Raw genomic sequence first — 20,230 nt, forward strand, 5'->3', positions numbered from 1 at the left:
TCGCTAACCCCATGATCGACAGTGGCTTGGGGGTGGGCGCCCCGGCGGAGATCAGGCGGTAGCGGCCGGGCTGGCGGCGGGCTCGGCGTGGGGGGCCGGCACGGCCGCGTCGCCGTCCAGTTCCCGCCGGGCGGCGGCCAGGAAGCCCTCGGCGTACGACTCGGTGGGGAAGTCGCCGAGGTAGCGGGTCCGGGTGGCCCACCGGGTCTCGGCCAGCGGGTCGTCGCCCAGCAGCCGGTCCAGCACGTCGTCCACGTTGGACATGTCGCGTCGCAGCACGTACCCGGACGCCGCGAGGGGGAACTCCGCCGGGAACCGGGCACCCGCGTCCACCATGTCCGTCACCGCGTACGGCTTGCCGGAGTAGAGGTAGTCGGAGATGACCCCGGAGACGTCCGAAACCAGCGCGTCGGACCGGTTCACGCACTCGGTCAGGGTCAGCTCGCGGCTGGCCGCCGCCCCGAACACGTGCGCCCGCCCGGTGCGGGCCCGGTCGGCGGCGAGCAGGTCGTGCAGCCGCGCGAGCTGCCGCGCCGACGCCGGGTTCTGCGCGGTGTACGGGTGGGCCCGCAGGATCACCGTCGCGCCCCGCTCCAGCAGGCCGCGCAGCAGCGCCTCCCCGGCCGGCAGGGAGCAGTAGTTGGTGTCCGCGTGGTGCCCCGTCCAGGTCGGCGTGTAGAGAACGGTCGGCGTCGCGGCGGTCACCGGCCCCCGGCGTACCTCGATGCCCTCCACCTGCGGCCGGCCGACCACGACGAACTTCTCGGCGGGAATGTGGACGCCCGCGCGGGCGTACCGGTCGATCGCCGCCCGGCCGGCGACGAAGATCCGGTCGAAGATGCCGGAGACCGGGTTGGCGCTCGGCGCCTTGTCGCTGTCGCCGTGGTGCAGCTGCACGTGGGTGAGCTGGGTGTAGCGGATGCAGTGGCTGTTCTTCGCGCCGTGGTTGACGTAGAAGGCGACCCGCAGGCTCGGTGCCAGCGCCTCGTCCATCGCGCTGAGCGTCGGGCAGTAGACGACCGGTGCGGTGGTGGCCGCCGAGACGGTCGGCAGGAACTCCGGCTCGCGCAGCATGACCAGGAACGGCCGGCCGAGCCGCTCCAGGTACGGCAGCCACATGGTGACCTGGTACTCGGAGCCGGGCGGCGCGGAGAAGTAGAGCAGGAACTCGGGGCGGTGCCGGCGCAGCGCCCGGGCGACCGGTCCGCCTCCGGCGGCGGGGCGGAACCGCCGGCGGGCCAGGTCCAGCGCGACCGCACCGGCGACACCGCCGACCAGCAGGGCGGCGGCCAGGGCCACCCAGGCGGGCAGGGTCGCCGCGGCGGCCCCGGCGATCAGGGCGAGCAGCACGAGCAGGGCGACGGGCAGTTCGGCGGCGACCAGCGGGGTCCACCCGCGTACCGGCAGGTTGGCGGCGCGGATCTGGAGGTTGCCCGCCTGCCGCAGCGGGCCGACCAGCAGGGCCAGCCCGAGCACCACCAGCGCGGTGGCGGCCAGGGCGGGGTCGAAACCGTCGTCGAGACGCCGGGCGTACCCGGTCAGGATGCCCGCCGCGAGCAGGACGGTCTCCGCGACGCCGTCGGCCTGTGGCCGGACCCGGCGCTCCCAGCCGGCCGCGGCGAGCGCGGCCACCGCGAGCCCGAGCCCCCACGCCGTCGCGCCGGTGAGCGCCAGCACGACGAAGGCCAGCACCGCCAGGGCCGTGGCCAGGCCCCGGGCGATCAGCTTCCGGACGAGGTCACCACGCATTGCGGCCCGCTCCCACCTGGTCCGCCGGGCGCTCGTCGCGCTCCGGCCCGGCCGGTGCCGGCAGCACCGTCGACTCGGCGCCGGCCGCCGGCTCCGCGGCCTCGTCGCCGGAGCGGCGTACGTCGATCACCTGACCGGTGAGCCCGGACAGCAGCACGTCCAGCGACGCCCGGGCCACCGCGTCCGCCGAGAGCAGCGTGTGCGCCGGTTCCGCGCCGAACGCCCGGGTCCGCATCGGGGTCGCGGTCCGCTCCGGGTTCACGCAGTTGACCCGTACGCCGTCCTCCGCCCACTCGTCGGCGAGCGCCTGGGTGAGGTTGACCAGGGCGGCCTTGGTGGCGGAGTACAGCGCGTACCGGGCCCGGCCCCGGGTGTACGAGCTGGAGGTGTAGAGCAGCAGCTGGCCACGGGTCTGCCGCAGGTACGGCAGTGCCGCGCGGGCGACCGTCACCGGCCCGACGAAGTTGACCTGGAGCAGGCGGTCCATCGTGTCGGCGTCCATCTCGGCGAGCGCGCCCTTCTCCAGCAGCCCGGCGGTGACCACCACGTGGTCGATCCGCCCGGTCGCGTCGAAGGCGGACTTCAGGGCCGCCTCGACGTCCTCGGCGCGCTCGACGTGGGTGCCGGTGGCGGAGCGGCTGAACGGGAAGACCCGCGCGCCGAAGCGCCGGGCCAGGTCGGTCAGCTCCTGCCCGATGCCGTAGCTGCCGCCGAACACCACGATCGTGCGGCCGGTCAGCTCCTCGGTGTAGCCGCGGTGGTCGGCCAGCCGGTGCGCCTTGGCGGCGGCGAGCTGGAAGAGCTTGTCCGCCAGGTGCACGTCGACCGGGTGGGTGACCTTGATGTTCTCGTCCGCCCCGTCGATCACCTTGATCGGCGTGCCGGGCAGGTAGCGCAGCACCACGCCGCAGTCGTCGGTCGCAGCGAAGTCCGGGTCGCCCTCGGCCCGCCGGTACGCCTCCCGGATGGTGCCGGAGCGGAACGCCTGCGGGGTCTGGCCCCGGCGCAACCGGGAGCGGACGGGGATGTCGGTGATGCACTCGTCGTCGTCGACCTGGATGATCGTGTCCGCCGACGGGATGGCCACGTCGACGGCGGAGTACGTCCAGAGCGCGTTCACGCACTCGCGGATGATCCGGCCGCTGACCAGGGGACGCACCGCGTCGTGGAACAGGATGTTGCAGTCGCCGGCGCCGATCACGTCCAGCGCGAGGCGGGTGGTGGCGTTGCGGGTGTCACCGCCCTCGACGAGGGTCGTGACCTTGCGGAAGCCGGCCCGCTGGACGATCCGCTCGGCGTCGGGGACGTGCCCGGCGGCCATCATGACGACGATCTCGTCGATCTCCGGCGCGGCCTCGAAGACCGCGAGGGTGTGCTCGATGATGGGCTTGCCCGCGACCTTGAGCAGCTGCTTGGGGATGCCCAGGCCGAGCCGCGTGCCGGTGCCGCCGGCCAGGATCACCGCCACGGTCCGGGTGGGTCGCCACGGGCCTGGATCCGGCACGGTAGCCGGGTGCTGCGTCATGCGGGGCCTCACTGAAGTCGCGATCGTCGTCTGACTGTGCACGGAAGGCTCACCCGCCACCGGTGGCGGGAACACCCCCGGGCCGCACCGGCGAGGGCCGGGCGCCCGGGTCGTACGACCATAGCGCCCGGCCGGCCCGGCGGGCCCGGTCCGGACACCCCGCCGGGTGCGGGGTGTCCGGTCTCTACTTGGCGTTCGTGAACTCCTCGTACTGCGCGACGACCTCGCTGGTCGGCCCGTCGGCCCGGATCACGCCGGACTCCAGCCAGATGGTCCGCTCGCAGGTCTCCCGGATCGTGCTGATCTGGTGGCTGACCAGGAAGACCGTGCCGGCGCCCGCGCGCAGCTCGCGGACCCGCTGCTCGCTGCGCCGGCGGAAGCGCCGGTCACCGGTCGCGAGCGCCTCGTCGATGAGCAGCACGTCGTGGTTCTTCGCCGAGGAGATCGCGAAGCGCAGGCGGGCCGACATGCCCGAGGAGTACGTGCGCATCGGCAGCGAGGCGAAGTCACCCCGCTCGTTGATGCCCGAGAACTCGATGACCTCGGGCGTCTTCGCGCGTACCTCTTCCGGGGTGAAGCCCATCGCCAGCAGGCCGAGGGCCACGTTCCGCTCGCCGGAGAGGTCGTTGAGCAGGGCGGCGTTGACACCGAGCAGGGACGGCTGCCCCTGGGCGTAGACGGCGCCCTTGTTGACCGGCAGTAGCCCGGCGATCGTGCGCAGCAGGGTGGACTTGCCGGAACCGTTGCTGCCGATGAGGCCGATCGCCTCGCCCCGGTACGCGGTCAAGGTGACGCCCTTGACCGCGTGCACCTCCCGCACGGTGGGGGCCGGCATCCGGGTGACCAGCCGCTTCAGGGCGGTCACCGGCGAGGTGCCACCAGCCGGGCCGGCGCCGTGCACCCGGTAGATGACGTGCGCGTCGTCGACGATGACGGTGGGGATGCGCCGCCCGTCGGCCGTGGTGGTCGCCGAGCGGTCGAGGGTGGTGGGGTCAGCCACGGCCGTACTCCATTTCGCCGCGCCAGAAGTAGAGGAAGCCGCCGACGCCGATCACGACCGCCCAGATGGCGGCCATGAGCCACAGCTGGGGTGCCGGCGAGGTGAGCGGGGCGCCCTCCATCAGGGCGTGCCGGATGAGCTCGATGTAGATCAGCAGAGGGTTCGCGTGGACGATCTCGACCAGCACCGGGCTGGGCAGGTTCTCGGCGAACTTGTCGACGCTGTAGAGCACGCCGGAGCCGTACATCCAGGTCCGCAGGACGAACGGCATCAGCTGCTTGATGTCGGTGAGCTTCGCGCCCACCCGGGCCATCGCCATCGCCAGGCCGGCGTTGAAGAGCGACTGGAGCGCCACCGCCGGCACCACCAGCAGCCACTCGACGGTGATCGGCTCGCCGGTGGCGAGCACGATGCCGATCAGCACCACCATGGCGGTGATCAGGTGCTGGAGCTGGGTCAGGGTGACCGCCAGCGGAAGGCACCCGCGGGGGAAGTGCAGCGCCCGGACCAGGCCCAGGTTGCTGCTGATCGCCTGCACCCCGCCGGAGACCGCGGCCGAGGTGAAGTTGAAGACGAAGAGACCGACGCAGAGGTACGCGATGAAGTTCTCGACGCCGCCTCGAGTGCCCAGGATCACACCGAAGATGAAGAAGTAGACGGCCGCATTGGTCAGCGGTGTCAGCACCTGCCAGATCCGGCCGAGCCGGGTGGTGCTGAACGACGCCACCACCTTGGCGTTCGCGTACGCCGCGATGAAGTGTCGGTAGGACCACAGCTGCCGCATGTACGCGGCCAGAGTGGGCCTGTCCCCGGCGAAGCTCAGGCCGTACCGCGCGGCGAGCTGCGCCTGCGTCAGTCCTGAGTCGGGGTCGGCCACCGCCGTGTGGGCCATGGGTAGGCGCTCCGATCTTCTGGTGTGCGGGATGAGCGCGACAACGGACGGAGGGGCGGAAATGGACGCCCCGCCCGATCGCTGGACGCAAGGTAGTGCATGGTCGCGTCGGGACGCAACCGTTCCGTCCCTGCGCTACATTGTTCCACGTGACGACCGAGAAGAGGCGTGCTCCGGCTGGCGCGGCGGTGCTCCGGGACGACATCACCGCAGCCATCCGGGACGCCGTCATGCAGGAGCTCGCCGTCGTCGGCTACGCACGGTTGTCGATCGAGGCGGTGGCCCGGCGGGCCGGGGTGAGCAAGTCCGCCGTGTACCGACGCTGGAGTTCGAAGCTGGATCTGGTCCTGGAGATCGTCGGGTCGGTCGCCGGGCAGCGGTTCCTGCTTCCGGACACCGGCAGCCTCACCGGTGACCTCGAGCTGGTCTTCATGATCATGTCACGTGCCCTGCGCCACCCGCTGGCGTCCCAGATCATCCCGGACCTGCTGGCCGAGGCGGCCCGCAACCCGCAGATCGGGCAGACGTTGCAGGGTGCCCTGCGCACCTACCAGCAGGCGATGGGCGAACGCCTGATCAGCCGGGCGGTGGCCCGGGGTGAGCTGGCGGCGGGCGTCGACCACTCGGTCGCCACCGACCTGATCGTCGGCCCCCTCTACTGGCGGCTCGCGGTCGCCCGGGTGCCGCTGGAGCCCGCCGACGTGCCACGGCTCGCCGCGGCCGTCGTCGGCGCGCTGCGGGTCGCCGGCCAGCTCCCGGTGCCGAGCCAGAGCGAGTCGTCGTTGGCCCCCCAGCCACAGTGACTGGCTTCCCACTCGTCCCAGACGTACCGCATGTCCCATCCGAATCCGTACCGGTTAGCATCGCGGCCGGACGAGCTCCAACCGACAGGAGGCAGCCCATGCCCGGGCCTAATGCAGAGTTCATCCCCCCAGCCCGGCCGGTGATCGGCGAGGCCGAGATCGAGGCGGCTGTGCGGGTGCTGCGCAGCGGCATGGTGGTCCAGGGCCCTGAGGTGGCGGCCTTCGAGCAGGAGTTCGGCGACCTCGTCGCCGGCCGGCACTGCGTGGCCGTCAACTCCGGCACGTCGGCCCTGCAGCTCACCCTCATGGCGCTCGGCTTCGGCCCGGGTGACGAGGTCGTCGTGCCGTCGTTCTCCTTCGCCGCCAGCGCGAACGCCGTCCGCCTGGTTGGCGCGACGCCGGTCTTCGTCGACATCGAGCCCGGCAGCTTCTGCCTGGACCCCTCGGCCGTCGAGGCGGCCATCACGCCGCGCACGGTCGCCATCATGCCGGTCCACCTGTATGGCCACCCGGCCGCCATGGACCGCATCATGGCCATCGCCGAGCGGCACGGGCTGGCCGTCGTCGAGGACGCGGCCCAGGCGCACGGCGCCGCCCTGGGCGGTAGGCCGGTGGGCGCGTTCGGCACCGCCGGTTGCTTCAGCTTCTACCCCACGAAGAACATGCACAGCCTCGAGGGCGGCATGATCACCACCGCCGACGCCGGTCTCGCGCGCACCCTGCGCCTGCTCCGCAACCAGGGCATGGAGCAGCGGTACGCCAACGAGATCGTCGGTGCGAACATGCGGATGACCGACGTCGCCGCCGCGATCGGCCGGGTGCAGCTGCGCCAGCTGCCGGAGTGGACCGCGCAGCGCCAGGCGAACGCCAAGTTCCTCGACTCGAAGATCACCGGCATGGTGACCCCGCCGGTGGCCGACGGGGCGGTGCACGTGTACCACCAGTACACCGTCCGGGTTCGCGGTGACCGGGACGCGGCCCAGAAGCGCCTGACCGAGCTGGGCATCGGCAACGCCGTCTACTACCCGACGCCGATCCACCGGCTGCTGCCGTACCTCGACGAGAACGGCAAGCCCGGCCCGTGGGACCTGCCGGAGACCGAGCGGGCCGCCGCCGAGGTGGTCTCGCTGCCGGTGCACCCGTCGCTGAACCAGGACGACCTCGAGCGGATCGCCGAGGGCGCGAACCTCGCCGGGGGTGCCCGATGAGCGGCAAGCAGCTGCGCGCCGGCCTGATCGGCCTGGGCGCGATGGGGCGCAACCACGCCCGGGTGCTCTCCGGCCTCGACGGTGTGGACCTGGTCGGCATCGTCGACCCCGCCGGCGACCCGACCGGCCAGCTCCGCGCGCCGGTGCTGCCCACCCTGGACGAGCTGCTCGCCCTCGGCATCGACTACGCCGTGGTCGCCTGCCCCACCGCGCTGCACGAGCAGATCGGCCTGGAACTGGCCCGCAACGGCGTCAGCGCCCTGATCGAGAAGCCGCTGGCGCAGTCGGTCGAGGCGTCGGTCCGGCTGGTGGAGGCCTTCGAGTCGGCCGGGCTGGTCGCCGGCGTCGGCCACATCGAGCGGTACAACCCGGCCCTGCAGAACCTCCGGCTGCGGCTGGAGGCCGGCGAGTTGGGCGAGGTGTACCAGGTGGTCACCCGCCGGCAGGGCCCGTTCCCGCACCGCATCGCCGACGTCGGCGTGGTGATGGATCTGGCCACCCACGACATCGACCTCACCGGCTGGGTGACCGGGCGGGAGTACACCTCGGTGTCGGCCCGGACGGTGTCCCGCAGCGGCCGCCTGCACGAGGACATGGTCGCCGCGGTCGGGCAGCTGTCCGACGGCACGATGGTCAGCCACCTGGTGAACTGGCTGAGCCCCCTCAAGGAGCGCTCCACCGTGATCACCGGCGACCGGGGCTGCTTCATCGCCGACACGCTGACCGCCGACCTCACCTTCTACGCCAACGCGGCGATCGACATGGAGTGGGAGGCGCTGCGGACCTTCCGCGGCGTCGCGACGGGTGACATGATCCGCTACGCCATCCCGAAGCGGGAGCCACTGCTCGTCGAGCACGAGCGCTTCCGTGACGCCGTGGAGGGCAAGGAGAGCGACATCGTCACCCTGCGGCAGGGCCTGCGGACCGTCCAGGTCGCCGCAGCGCTGCTGGAGTCGGCGTCGGCGGGTGTGACCGTCTCGGTCGCGCCGGCGGACGACGCCGGCCCGCTGCAGGCCACCGTCACGTCCTGACGGCGGACGGTCGAGGAGACAGGGCAGCAGATGGAAGCTGGTAGCGCGCCGCGTCCGACCCGCGGCCGCGTCGTCATGCTCGTCGACAACGGGGTGCAGGGCGACTCGCGGGTGCAGAAGACGGCCCGTTCGGCCGCCGAGGCGGGCTGGGACGTAGTGCTGCTCGGCATCCTCGGCACGGGCGCGCAGGAGAGCTGGTCGATCGGGGACGCGCGGGTCCGGCTGATCCGCGTTCCCCGTCGGCTCGGTCAGCACCCCACCCAGTTGCACCGCTCGTTGCGGCGGCCGCTGGCGTACCCGCCGGGACGGCACGGCGGATACCGCATCGGGCGGATGAAGGCCTGGCAGGCGGCGATCGAGGAACGGCGGGTGGCCCTCGCGGTCGCCCGCCGCTCCGGCGAGGCGTCGCTGCCCCAGCGTCTCGGCGGCCTCGCCGCGCCCCCGGCCGCGCTCGCCGCCAAGGCGCTCGCCCGGTGGGCTCGGTTCCGGGGCGGCGAACTGCACCGCCTGCGGCTGCGCCAGCAGGATCCGAACGACCTCATCACCCGTACGTCGATCCGGTTCTGGCAGGCGGTACTGGGTCCGCGCAGCTGGCGCCGCCTGGACCGTGGTCTGTGGGACTACGAGCTGGCGTTCGGCCCGATGATCGACGAGCTGGAGCCGGACATCATCCACGCCAACGACTTCCGCATGATCGGAGTCGGCGCCCGGGCGACCCGGCGGGCCCGGGCGCGCGGCCGCGGAACCCGGCTCGTGTGGGACGCGCACGAATTCGTCGGCGGCGTCCTCGGTCGCGCCGACAACCCCCGCTGGCTGCCCGCCCAGGTCGCGCACGTGGAGGAGTACATCGGCGCCGCGGACGCCGTCATCACCGTGTCGGCGACCCTGGCCGACCTCCTCCAGCGCACGCACCGGCTCCCGGTCCGGCCCGACGTGGTGCTCAACGCCCCGCCCCGTCCGGTCCCGGGCGGGCTAGACGACGGCGACGTCCGCGCTCGGTGCGGTCTGGGCCCGGGGACGCCGCTACTCGTCTACGGCGGCGGCGTGAACCCGTCACGTGGTGTCGAGCTGATGATCGACGCCCTGCCGCACCTGGCCGGGGTGCACGTCGCCCTGGTCACGCTGCACCCGACCGCCAGCAACGCCGCCTCGGAGGCGCTGCTCGCCCGGGCCGTCGAGACCGGTGTGGCCGACCGGGTGCACCTGCTGCCGTACGTGCCGCACTGGCAGGTGCCGGCCTTCCTGGCGGGCGCCGACGCCGGGGTCATCCCGATCCACCACAAGCCGAACCACGAGCTGGCGCTGATCACCAAGTTCCTCGAGTACTCCCACGCCCGGCTGCCGATCGTCGTCAGCGACGTGCGGACGATGGCCGACACCGTCCGGGAGACCGGCCAGGGGGAGGTCTTCCGCGCCGAGGACGTCCCGGACTACGTCCGGGCGGTTCGGGCGGTCCTGGCCGACCCGGCCCGCTACCAGGCCGCGTACGACCGGCCGGGCCTGCTGGACGGCTGGACCTGGGAGGCGCAGGCCGAGGTGCTGGAGAGCGTCTACCGCCGGGTGCGTCCGGACCTGGCGCCGCCGGCCGCGGACCGGTCGGGCGCGGCAGTGGCCGCCGGCTGACGCCGCCGGAGGCGCAGACCGCGCCGACCCGGCCCCGATCGATGGCGCACCCGGAACGGCGGGGCCCGGCGCACTTTGCCGCCGGGCCCCGGGTGCAGCCCTGGCCTAGCCCTGGTGACCGGGCAGCAACAGCTCGTCGAAGTCGTGCCGGACGACCGACCAGTCCCAGGTCTTGGTGGCGGTTGCGGCCGCCGATGCGCCCTCCGCCCGCCAGACGTCCTCACGTGCGGTGGCCGCCCGGATCCGGGCCGCCGCCTCCTCCGGGGTCTCCACGACCCAGTCGGCGGGGAACAGCGTCCGGGCGCCGGTCGCGCTCCGGGCGAAGAATGGCCAGTCCCGGACGACCGGGACCGCGCCGCTGGCCGCCCCCTCGACCAGCGCGCAGTGGAAGCTCTCCCGCACCGAGCTGCTGACGATGACGCCGACGCCGCGCAGCACCTCCGGAACGTCGTCGACGTGCCCGATGCGGGTCACCGCGCCGGACGGCTCCAGCTCGGCGAGGTCGGCCGAGAGCGCCTGCTGGTACTGGCGGACGGACTCGCTCGCCGTCGGGTCGAGACCGCCGCCGATCAGCAGCAGCCGGTACCGGTCATCCTCCGCCCGCAGCCGGCGGAGCACCTCGATGGTCCACCGCGGGTCCTTCGCGACCGTGCTGGTGCCGATCAGGCCGAGCGTGAAACGGGCCGCCGGGTCCTTCGGACGGTCGAAGCTGCGCAGGTCCATGGCGTTCGGGATGACGTGCAGCGCCGGCGCCTGCTCCCCGGTGAGCGCCGGCACCACCTGGCGGGTGAAGTCCCGGAGGTGGTCGGAGACGAACACCAGGTCGTCCACCCGGGAGAAGTCGATCAGGTGGGGCCAGAAGCTGAACGCCTCAAAGCTGTGCAGCCGCATGACGATCCGGGTGTTCCCGGGATCGACCAGGGTGGTCATCCCGGCGGCGGCGACGCACCAGTCGACGAAGAGCGTGTCCGCCCAGTCGAGGTGCGGGCGCAGCCACTCCTCGACCCGGTTGCCGTACTCGCTGCGGCCCGTGACCAGGTGCTCGACGATCCCGCCCGGGTTGTGCGTGAGCGGCGCCGCGACCTCGTCGTCGGCCAGGTGCAGGTACCGCAGTTCCACCTCGGGCGCCTCCGCGTACCGCTGCCGGATCTCCCGCAGGAAGTGGGCGTTGCCGTTGGTCATGACGAGCAGACGCAGCGGCCGGTCGGCCGGGGGCCGCGCGGCGGCCGTCGCGCGGCCGCGCGGAGTGGCCAGCGCCCGGGCAGCGGCGCTGGCCCGCAGCGGCGCCAGGAACTCGGCCGGCCGCTCGGCCAGCGGCGAGGAGAGCTGGTCGAAGTGCGGTACCCGGTGGAACAACAGCCGCAGCGCCTTGTGCAGCGACTTCGCCGCGCGGGCCGGCTGCCGGGCGAGGAACTCGTCGGCGAGCGCCAGCTCGGCCGCGACCGCCTCGGGGAGGCAGACCGGGACGTGACCCAGGGCCAGCTCGTCGGCGGCCTCCCGGGTCAGCAGGTCGGCGCGGCTCTTCCGGCCGCCGACCCGGCCCGCGGCCGCGGCGGTGGTCGCCGCCGCCAGGCCGGGACGCCCGGCCTGCACCGAGCGCAGGTGCACCCGGTACGCGAGGGCCACGCGGACCCGCTCCGGCAGCCCGGGCGCGGCCACGGCCGAGCGCCAGAACCGCCCGCCCACGCGGCTGCGAAGCACCGCCGGGGCCATCGCGGCCTCCAGCGACTCTCGGGCTCCGGTCACGGCCGCCCGCCGCGCACCGCGCACCGCGATGCCGGCGCGGGCGGACAGCTGCTCCGCCGGACGCCGGGTCACCCGGTGGGTGCCCTCGTGCCGGGCCCGGACGATGCGGCCCGCCGCTCCGATCCCGTTGCAGGCGTCGGCCCTGGGCTGCCGCTGAGCCATCTCCCACACCGTGTGGACGGCGGTCGGGTCGAGCGCGACCAGCACGTCGGCCGTCCGGGTGCGGCGGCGCACCCAGGGATCCGCCCAGGCGCGCAGCCACAGGGCGCGGGACGGCTGCGGGGTCCGGGCCAGTGCCCGGCGGAGCTTCGGGTCCACCGGCTCGGCCGGCAGCGTACGGACCTCGGCGACGGCCGGATCCAGTCCCAGGTTCTCGGCGTCGACGTCCCCGACGACGCCGATCGAGGCACCCTGGTCACGGAACCGGCGCAGCGCGTCGCGCAGCACCGACACCTGCTGCGGCCGTTCACCGACCACGATGAGCACCTTCGTCATGCCTGTCCGCCTTCGCTGGGAACGCCGTCGGTGTCGCGCGCCGGTGCGCCGGTCACCAGCGCGGTCGCCTCCGCGACGGCCGGGGCGAGCTGCGCCCCGCGGGTGAACCGGAGGGCGTGCGCCCGGGCCGCGGAACGCTGGTCGTCGGTGGCCTCGACGGCCAGTCGTGCCGCCGTGATGAACGAGTCCGCGAGGCGGCGCGGGTCCAGGCCGACCGCACCGGTCCACAGTGGGTGCCCGGCGAGCACCCGCGCCGCGTCGTGGTCGACCTCGTGCGCCGAGAGCACGGGCAGGCCACTCGCGGCGTACTCGTACACCTTGCCGGAGGTCACGAAGCGGCCGCCCACCAGCATCAGCACCAGCGCGTCCCACCGGCCGTACGCGGCGGCGACCTCCGCCTTCGGCAGCGGCCCGCCGAACTCGACGCCGTCGCCCTCGGCGGCCCGCAGCAGCTCCATGTGCGCGTTCGCCTCGCGCAGCGCGCCCGCGCCGATGTGCCCGCGCACCTCGAACCGGCTGCGGGTGAGCAGCGGATCCTCCCGGCGGGCCAGCCGCCATCCGGTGAGCACGGAGTCGAGCAGGGCGGGCGCGAAGTTGATCGAACCGAGGTAGCCGAAGGTCAGCCCCGCGGCCGGGTCGGCGCGGTGCGTGGTCGCCGGGACGCAGTCCTCGTCGTAGCCGTTACGCACGACGCGTACGCGGCCCCGCAGGGCCGGGTACCGCTCACGGTAGAAGTCGGCGATCGGCTCGTTGACGCACCAGACCGCCCGGGCCTCGGCCAGCACCTTCGACTCCCAACGACCGGCCGGTGAGGTCTCGGCGAAGGCCGCCCGGCCGCCGATCACGTCCACCGACCAGCCGTCGCGGAAGTCCACCACGTACGGCACCCGGTACTCCTCCCACAGCCGCCAGGTGGCCGCCAGGTTGACGTACGGGGCGCAGGTGGTCATCAGCAGGTCGGCGGCGTGCTCGCGGTGGATGCGCAGCAGCGCCTTCTCCAGCTCCGGCCGCCAGCCGCCGAAGACCGGCTCCGGGAAGACCTGCAACTCCTGCCGGCGCTGCTGCTCGATCCACTGCTGCGGGTGCAGGGAGCGGGCCTCGGAGTACGCGCGGACGTCGGTCTCCAGGTCGGCCCGGGCGAGCGGCAGCCGCTCGACGACGATGCGCGGGTCGACGCCCTCGGAGAGGGTGTGGTCGACGCCGTACTCGCGTTCCCACGACTCGTCGGCGATGGTGACCACTGTGACGTCCCAGCCGCGCGCGGCGAACTGGTTGGCGGTCTCCCGCATCCGGTAAGCGGAGCTCTTGGCTGCGGGCGGGAAGCCGATGGCCAGGTAGATGACGTGCGGGCGGGCGCCCCGGCGGGGCCGCGGGCGGGCGGCCCGGGCCAGGGTGGCGAGGGGGGACAATCTGCTCGGCATGGTGGCGTTCGACGATCTCTTCCTGCGGGTGAGGGGCGGTGCGGGGGATCAGGCGAGGGCGTCGGCCAGGACGTTCACCACCCGGCGGGCGGCCCGCCCGTCCCCGAAGGGCTCGCCGCGGGCGGCGTCCGGCGCCGGTCGGGTGGCCGCCGCGGTCCAGGCCGCCGTGCCCATCAGGTGCGGGTCCGGGGCGAGGCGGTTCCAGTCTCCGTCGAGGGTCTCCGGCCACTCGGTCTCCGGCCGGAGCGTGGTGCACGGGCGGCCCAGCAGGAACGCCTCCTTCTGGAGGCCGCCGGAGTCGGTGAGCACGCCCACCGAACCGAGCACCGCCGCCACCATGCCGGCGTACGGCAGGGGACGGCCGGGCCGGAGCGCGCCGCGCTCGAGCTTGACGCCGTACTCGTCGGCGCGGGCGGACAGGCGCGGGTGGGCCAGCAGCGCCACCGGCACCGGCAGACCGGCCAGCGCGTCGACCAGGGCGGCCAGCCGGTCCGGGTCGTCGGTGTTCTCCGCCCGGTGAAGGGTGGCGACCAGGTACGGCTCGGCCGGATCGATCCCCTCCGGAAGGGCGGGGGCGGGTCGGCCGCCGGCGAGGACGGTGTCCCGCACGGCGAGGCAGACGTCGACCATCACGTCGCCGACCAGCACCGAGCGGCTCGCCAGGCCCTCGGCGGCGAGGTGCCGCAGGGCCTCCTCGGTCGGCGCGAGCAGCAGGTCGGCCGCGTGGTCAGTGAGCACCCGGTTGTGTTCCTCGGGCATCCGCCGGTTGAACGAGCGTAGGCCCGCCTCCAGATGAGCCACCCGCAGGTGCTGCTTGACCGCGGACAGGGCGCCGGCCAGCGTCGAGTTGGTGTCGCCGTACACCAGCACCCAGTCCGGCCGCTCGGCGGCCAGCACCGGGTCGAGGGCGGCGAGAGCGTGCCCGGTCTGCACCCCGTGGCTGCCTGAGCCGATGCCCAGGTGCACGTCGGGCGCGGGGATGCCGAGGCCGGTGAAGAAGACATCGGACAGGTCGACGTCGTAGTGCTGGCCGGTGTGCACGATGACGTGTCGGTGCTCCGTGCCCGCGAACGCGCGGGCGATCGGTGCGAGCTTGACCAGTTGAGGTCGGGCACCGACGACGCTGAGGACCTTCACGTGGCGGTACTCCAAGTCTCCGGGGGCCGGCGCGGCCGGTGTCGTGCCGCACGTTCGGTCGCCGGTGGAGGGGGCCGGCGTCGATCTTCGGCTGCGGTCACCTTACAGACGGAGTCTAGCCAGCCGGAGATGGTGGCTACCGTAGACTCGCCAGGCCCCGGGTGGGGACGACGATGACGAAAGGGACGCGGGCCGGATGATGTCCACAGGTGCCCGGCGCGGGCGGATCGTGATGCTCGTGGACAACGGTGTCAGAGGTGACTCCCGGGTCCAGAAGACGGCCCGGTCCGCCGCCGCCGCCGGTTGGGAGGTGATCCTCCTCGGCCGCTCCCCGTCCGGCCTGTCCGAGACCTGGCGGCTTGGTGACGCCGAGGTCCGGCTGCTGCCCGTCCCCGCCACCCTCGCCAAGCACCGGCACGAGTACCGCCGCCGTTGGCTTCGCGCGCCCCTCGCGTACCCGCCGGGCGGTCTGGCCGCCCACAGGCAGCAGTGGGTGCGGGCCTGGCGGGCCGATCTGGGCCTGCGCGCGGCCGGGTCCGGCTCCACGACCCGGCTGCGCGCCGAGGAGTTCGCCGCCGGTCTGCTTGAACGCTGGGTCGACTTCCGCGCCGCCCAGCGGAAACGCGCACCGCGGACGTTGCACGGCCCCTGGGACCGGGCGTACACGGCGTTCTGGCAGCGACTGATGGGCGACCGCGCGTGGCGGCGCCTGGCGCCCGGCCTGTGGGACTGGGAACTGGCGTTCGGGCCGGTGGTCGACCGGCTGGCGCCGGACCTCATCCACGCCAACGACTTCCGGATGCTCGGGGTCGGGGCGCGCGCCAAGATCCGGGCCCGGGCGCGGCAGCGTGAGATCAAGCTCGTCTGGGACGCCCACGAGTTCCTGCCCGGCGTCCGGCCGGTGGCGCACAACGCCCGCTGGCTCCCGGCGCACGCGGCCCACGAGCGGGAGTACGCGCCCTGCGCCGACGCGGTGCTGACCGTGTCGGACTCGCTGGCCGAGCTGCTGCGTGACACCCACGGCCTGCCCGAGCTGCCGACCGTCGTGCTGAACGCGCCGGAGGCGTACCCGGAGCCGGCGGCGAGCGACGACGCGCCGGGGCCGGACGTGCGGGCGCTCTGCGGGGTGCCGCCGGAGGTGCCGCTGCTGGTCTACAGCGGAGCCGCCGCCGAACAGCGGGGCCTGGGAACGATGGTCGAGGCGCTGCCCCTGCTGGACGGCGCGCACGCCGTGTTCGTGGTCAACCGGCCCACGGGTCCGTACGTCCAGGGACTCGTCGCCCGGGCTGCCGAACTCGGCGTGGCGAACCGGGTGCACGTGCTGCCGTACGTGGCGCACTGGCAGGTCGTGCCGTTCCTGGCCGCGGCCGACGTCGGGGTGATCCCCATCCACCACTGGCCCAACCACGAGATCGCGCTGATCACAAAGTTCTTCGAGTATTCGCACGCGCGCCTCCCCATGGTCGTCAGCGACGTGCGGACAATGGCGGCGACGGTACGGTCGACGGGGCAGGGCGAGGTGTTCCGGGCGGAGGACGTGGACGACTACGCCCGGGCGGTCCGGCTGGTGCTGGCCGACCCGGGGCGCTACCGGGCGGCATATCAGCGGCCCGGGCTGCTGTCCTCGTGGACCTGGGAGGCGCAGGCGGAGATCCTCGACGAGCTCTACGCCCGGCTGCTGCCCGCCGCAGCCGGCGACACCGCCGCCCCGGCCGACACGGCGGCCGTAGGGCACCATGTCGAGATGGGGAGCAGGCCCTCGGCCTGAGCGCCGCCCGACCCAAGGCCCCGGTGCCCCGCCGTGGCCACGACACCGAGCGAAGAAAGCGCGATGCGACGAGATGTGCAGCCCACCGGCCCCGCCGGCCGGCGTCCCCGCCTGCTCTACCTGGCCTTCTTCTTTCCGCCGAGCCGGGCCAGCGGTGTCTTCCGCGCCCGGGCGACGGCCAACCACTACGCGGAGGCCGGCTGGGATGTGACAGTGATCACCGCCCCCCGGGAGTTCTTCAGCTACTACCTGGAGGGCGGCAGCGACGAGACGCTGGAGGCGACCGTCGACCCGCGGGTACGCGTCGAGCGGCCGCCGATGAACACGTACCACTGGGAGACCGACGTCCGCCGGTTCAGCCGGCTCCGCAAGGCCGTGCCCGTGGTAGCCGACCGGTTCTACCGGCGGATGCAGAGCCTGTTCCTGCCGGAGCACTACATCGGCTGGATTCCGGGCCTGCTCAAGCGCGCCTTCGCGCTGCACGCCCGGAACCGTTTCGACCTGGTCGTCGCCACGGGCAACCCGTTTGTATCGTTCGCCGCCGCCTGGTTCCTGGGTCGCTCCTGGCGGGTGCCGTACGTGGTCGACTACCGGGACGCCTGGACCTTCAACCAGTTCACCGAGGAGGTCCGGTTCGGCCCGGGCACGCGTACGGCCACCTGGGAGGCGCGCGTGCTGCGGGACGCCGCCGAGATCGTGTACGTCAACGACGGCATGCGCCAGTGGTACGCCGAGCGCTACCCCTTCGCCGCCGACCGGATGACTGTCGTGCCGAACGGCTGGGAGCCGGAGTTCGTCGGCAGACCCGCGTTCCAGCCGCCCGCCCCGGACCGCCCGCTGCGCTTCGGCTACCTCGGCACGGTGACCCCGTACCTGCCGCTCGGCGTGCTGTTCGAGGGCTGGCGCAAGGCCCGGACCGACCCGGTCATGGCCGACGCCGAGCTGCACGTCCACGGCCACCTCGGCTTCTTCGCCCAGACCGCCGAAACGTTGCGGGAGCAGCTGCTCCAGCACGAGGACGTCGGGGTCCGATACCGGGGCTCGTTCGGCAAGGCCGACGTGGCGCAGGTGTACGCGGAGACCGACGTGCTGGTCTTCTGCGTGCCCGGCGCCAGGTACGTCACATCTGGCAAGGTCTTCGAGTACATGGCCTCCGGCAAGCCGGTCGTATCGGTGCACCGGCCGGACATCGCCGCCGCCGAGGTGCTGCAGGGCTACCCGCTGTGGTTCGCCGGCGAACGGTTGGACGCAGACTCCGTGGCCGAGTCGTTCGTCGCCGCCGCCAAGGCCGCCCGGGAGCAGGACCCGTCCCGGCACGCTGCCGCCCAACAGCATGCCGACATGTACACGAGGAGCGCGACGCTGCAGCCGTGGGAGGCCCGGATGCGCGCGCTGGTCGAGGAGTCCCGTTGAGTACCGAACCCCGTCAGGTCGTCTACCTCGCCCTCGGCCCGCACCGGGTCCGGGCGGCCGAGCAGCACGCGGCCCGGCTGACCGCCGACGGCGCGCGCGTCGCGCTCGTCGTGCCCGACATGCCTGAATGGAGTCACGTCGACCTGCCGGCGGGCGTTGCGGTGCACCGCGTGGAGAGCGGTGACCCGCGGGCCGCGTCCCGGGCCGCCCGGCGGCTGCTGCGCGACCGCAACGGCCCGCTGCGCGGCGCCGACCTGCTCGTCGTCGGCGACCCGTACGGCTTCCCCGCGGCCTGGGACGCGGCCCGGCGGTGGGCCGGCCTCGCCGTCACCTTCGAGCCGGTGCCCGAGCCGGGTCGCCGGCCCGCCCCGGCCGACCTGGCGGTCGTCACGCCCTGGTACCCGTCGGCGAACAACCCGCTGGCCGGTGCGTTCGTGGAGGCCACCATCGGCGCGGTCCGGGCGGAGCATCCGCGGGTGTCCGTCCTGCACACCGAGGACTGGCCGTACCGGTACGACGCCCCGGACGTCGAGGCGATCTCCCTCACCGCCGCGCGCCTGGCCGGACGGGTCGGCCCGCTGGTGCGGGACACGCCGGCGGGGGAGGTCACCCGGGTCCCGGTGCCCATCTCGTCCCGGCGTGACTACGCCGCCTGGGCCCTCGGGCACGTCGAGGCGATGCGCCGTACCCTGCCGACGGGCCAGATCGAGGCCCCGATCGTGCACGGCCACACCGGCATCTACGGCGGCGTGGTCGCCCAGCGGCTGGCCCGGCCCGACGCCCGGGTGGTGATCACCGAGCACGCCAGCTTCCTGCGGCCGATCTTCAAGCAGCCCGCCGCCCGCCGGCTCTACGAGGAGGCGCTGCACCGGGCCGACGTGTTCCTGTGCGTCAGCCGGTACCTGTACGACCAGGTCCGGGACGAGTTCCCGCACCACGAGCACAAGCTGCGCGTCGTTCCCAACGCCATCGACTTCGCCGACTTCGCGCCGCGCACCGAGCCGCCGCGGGACCTGCTGCGGTGGCTGTACGTGGGCCGGCTGAGCGAGCAGAAGGGCGTCGACCGGCTGCTGTCGGCGTTTTTCACCGTGGCGGCCGAGGAGCCGGCGGCCACGCTGACGCTGGTCGGCGCCGGGCCGCTCGTGGAGCGGATCCGCGAGGAGACCGCGCGGAGCCCGTACGGCGACCGGGTGGACCTCCGCCCGGCGGTGTCGCCGGCGGAGGTTCCCAGCCTGATGCGTGCGCACGACCTGCTCGTGCACGCCAGCCCGGCCGAGACGTTCGGGATGACCGTGGTGGAGGCCGTCGCCTGTGGCACGCCGGTTCTGGTGGCGGCGAGCGAGGGCCCGCAGGAGACGTTGAGCGGGCTCAACCGGCGGGCCGGCCTCCTGGTCGAGGTGAGCGAGGACCCGGCGGTGCTCGTGGAGGGCTACCGCGAGCTGCGCAAGCACATCGACGAACTGGACCTGCCGACGGCGCGGGCCACCCTGGTCGAGCGGTACGGGCGGGAGGCGGTCGCGACCCGATTGCGGGAGGTGTACGCGCCGGCCGAGGTGAGCGAGGCGGCCGAGGTGCTGGCGGCCGAGGTGCCCGTACCGGGCGAGGAGGCGGCGCCCGTGGTGGCCGCGACGGACGCCACCGAGGCGACCGGTGGGACCGTGCCGCCCGGTCCGCTGCCGCTGGACACGGGCGCGCCGCGGGTCGTGCTGGTCTCGATCAGCCCCCCGCAGTTCAAGCTCGTCCGGCAGTACGTCCAGCGCCTCCTCGACCGGGGCTACCGGGTCGATGTGATCACCAACGACCCGCTCCAGTGGCGTCGGTCCGAGGTTGACGAGCGGGTGCGCCTGCTGCCGATCGACGCCGGCGAGCGGCGGCGCCCGGTGTACCGGGCCGAGCAGTTGGCCGTCTACCGTGTCCCCGGCAAGGCGATCTCGGTGGCCCGGCGGCGGGCGAAGGGGAGCGAGGCGCTCTGGCCGGAGCTGGTCGTGTCCCGGTTGGAGCGCACCCACAGCTCGGCCGCCCGGTGGTTCCACACGTCGGTCTTCTACCCCGGTTACCGGATTGTGCGTCCCCGCGTGCTGTGGAAGATCGTCTGGCGGGATGTGCTGCCCAAGCTCGACCTCGCCCGTACCGAGCGCGTGGTGGTGGCCGGGGTGTTCGGCGTCTCGATCGGGTGGCAGCTGGGCCGCCTGCGCACCGACCTGACGGTCACCACGTCCCTCGTGCCGCCGGAGCCCGTGTCCCGCTGATCCGCGCGCCCGGCGCCCGAACCGCAGCTCAGGGCAGGGGCGCCGGGCGCCCGGTCGCGGGGTCGCGAGGTGGCGGCAGCTCGGGGTGCGCCTCGCGTAGACTCGCGGAGGCTCGCGGGCCGGCTCCGGCGTGATGAGCCGACGGTCCCGCTCGGTGCGGGCCGTCCACG

General features: G+C 73.7%; 14 protein-coding genes. 7 read left to right on the forward strand and 7 right to left on the reverse strand.

The features are described from left to right. Positions 1-51 precede the first annotated feature (51 nt). The 4 genes from AB0873_RS20910 to AB0873_RS20925 all read right to left on the reverse strand — a co-directional run bounded on the left by AB0873_RS20910 (position 52) and on the right by AB0873_RS20925 (position 5,166). A complete protein-coding gene (locus AB0873_RS20910; RefSeq protein ID WP_366601442.1) occupies positions 52-1,749 on the reverse strand; it encodes a CDP-glycerol glycerophosphotransferase family protein in 1,698 nt (565 codons plus the stop codon). Beyond that, entirely contained in the window at positions 1,739-3,274 is a 1,536-nt protein-coding gene (locus AB0873_RS20915; RefSeq protein ID WP_366601444.1) for a bifunctional cytidylyltransferase/SDR family oxidoreductase, read from the reverse strand. The genes AB0873_RS20910 and AB0873_RS20915 overlap by 11 nt, the downstream gene beginning before the upstream one ends. Positions 3,275-3,458: 184 nt before the next feature. Further along, on the reverse strand, positions 3,459-4,274 hold the full coding sequence (locus AB0873_RS20920) for an ABC transporter ATP-binding protein (RefSeq protein WP_155332965.1): 816 nt from the start codon (positions 4,272-4,274) through the stop codon (positions 3,459-3,461). Beyond that, positions 4,267-5,166 carry an ABC transporter permease gene (locus AB0873_RS20925; RefSeq protein ID WP_155332964.1) on the reverse strand — a complete coding sequence of 300 codons (900 nt, stop codon included), beginning with the start codon at positions 5,164-5,166 and terminating at the stop codon, positions 4,267-4,269. The genes AB0873_RS20920 and AB0873_RS20925 overlap by 8 nt, the downstream gene beginning before the upstream one ends. Before the next feature lie 149 nt (positions 5,167-5,315). Here AB0873_RS20925 and AB0873_RS20930 point away from each other — a divergent pair, with 149 nt between their 5' ends. From AB0873_RS20930 to AB0873_RS20945, 4 genes are all read left to right on the forward strand, one after another. Continuing rightward, the gene (locus AB0873_RS20930) at positions 5,316-5,969 is read left to right on the forward strand and encodes a TetR/AcrR family transcriptional regulator (RefSeq protein WP_155332963.1); all 654 of its coding nucleotides are present in this window, start codon (positions 5,316-5,318) and stop codon (positions 5,967-5,969) included. A 98-nt stretch (positions 5,970-6,067) separates the two neighbouring features. Continuing rightward, positions 6,068-7,177, forward strand: a complete 1,110-nt coding sequence (locus AB0873_RS20935; protein ID WP_155332962.1) for a DegT/DnrJ/EryC1/StrS family aminotransferase — start codon at positions 6,068-6,070, stop codon at positions 7,175-7,177. Next, the gene (locus AB0873_RS20940) at positions 7,174-8,208 is read left to right on the forward strand and encodes a Gfo/Idh/MocA family oxidoreductase (protein WP_155332961.1); all 1,035 of its coding nucleotides are present in this window, start codon (positions 7,174-7,176) and stop codon (positions 8,206-8,208) included. The genes AB0873_RS20935 and AB0873_RS20940 overlap by 4 nt, the downstream gene beginning before the upstream one ends. Before the next feature lie 30 nt (positions 8,209-8,238). Beyond that, entirely contained in the window at positions 8,239-9,831 is a 1,593-nt protein-coding gene (locus AB0873_RS20945) for a glycosyltransferase family 4 protein (RefSeq protein ID WP_366601446.1), read from the forward strand. A gap of 105 nt (positions 9,832-9,936) precedes the next feature. Here AB0873_RS20945 and AB0873_RS20950 read toward each other — a convergent pair whose 3' ends face one another. Genes AB0873_RS20950 through wecB form a run of 3 tightly spaced genes read right to left on the reverse strand, consistent with a single transcriptional unit; the run spans position 9,937 to position 14,630 of the window. After that, entirely contained in the window at positions 9,937-12,072 is a 2,136-nt protein-coding gene (locus tag AB0873_RS20950) for a glycosyltransferase (protein ID WP_366601447.1), read from the reverse strand. Further along, positions 12,069-13,493, reverse strand: coding sequence for a glycosyltransferase (locus AB0873_RS20955; RefSeq protein WP_155332958.1), 1,425 nt, complete (start codon positions 13,491-13,493; stop codon positions 12,069-12,071). Before AB0873_RS20955 ends, AB0873_RS20950 begins: the two co-directional genes overlap by 4 nt. A 48-nt stretch (positions 13,494-13,541) precedes the next feature. Next, on the reverse strand, positions 13,542-14,630 hold the full coding sequence (gene wecB / locus AB0873_RS20960) for a non-hydrolyzing UDP-N-acetylglucosamine 2-epimerase (RefSeq protein ID WP_155332957.1): 1,089 nt from the start codon (positions 14,628-14,630) through the stop codon (positions 13,542-13,544). Between the two features lie 232 nt (positions 14,631-14,862). On the opposite strand from wecB, the gene AB0873_RS20965 reads away from it, so the two are divergent. From AB0873_RS20965 to AB0873_RS20975, 3 genes are all read left to right on the forward strand, one after another. Then, a complete protein-coding gene (locus AB0873_RS20965) occupies positions 14,863-16,398 on the forward strand; it encodes a glycosyltransferase family 4 protein (protein ID WP_366601526.1) in 1,536 nt (511 codons plus the stop codon). Between the two features lie 63 nt (positions 16,399-16,461). Next, positions 16,462-17,811: a glycosyltransferase gene (locus AB0873_RS20970; RefSeq protein WP_366601449.1), complete on the forward strand. Its 1,350-nt coding sequence runs from the start codon at positions 16,462-16,464 to the stop codon at positions 17,809-17,811. Next, positions 17,808-20,060 (forward strand): glycosyltransferase, encoded by a 2,253-nt coding sequence (locus AB0873_RS20975; RefSeq protein WP_366601451.1) that lies wholly within the window; start codon positions 17,808-17,810, stop codon positions 20,058-20,060. Before AB0873_RS20970 ends, AB0873_RS20975 begins: the two co-directional genes overlap by 4 nt. Positions 20,061-20,230 lie beyond the last annotated feature (170 nt).

This window comes from Micromonospora sp. NPDC047707 (assembly GCF_040704235.1).
Classification (GTDB): Bacteria; Actinomycetota; Actinomycetes; order Mycobacteriales; family Micromonosporaceae; genus Micromonospora.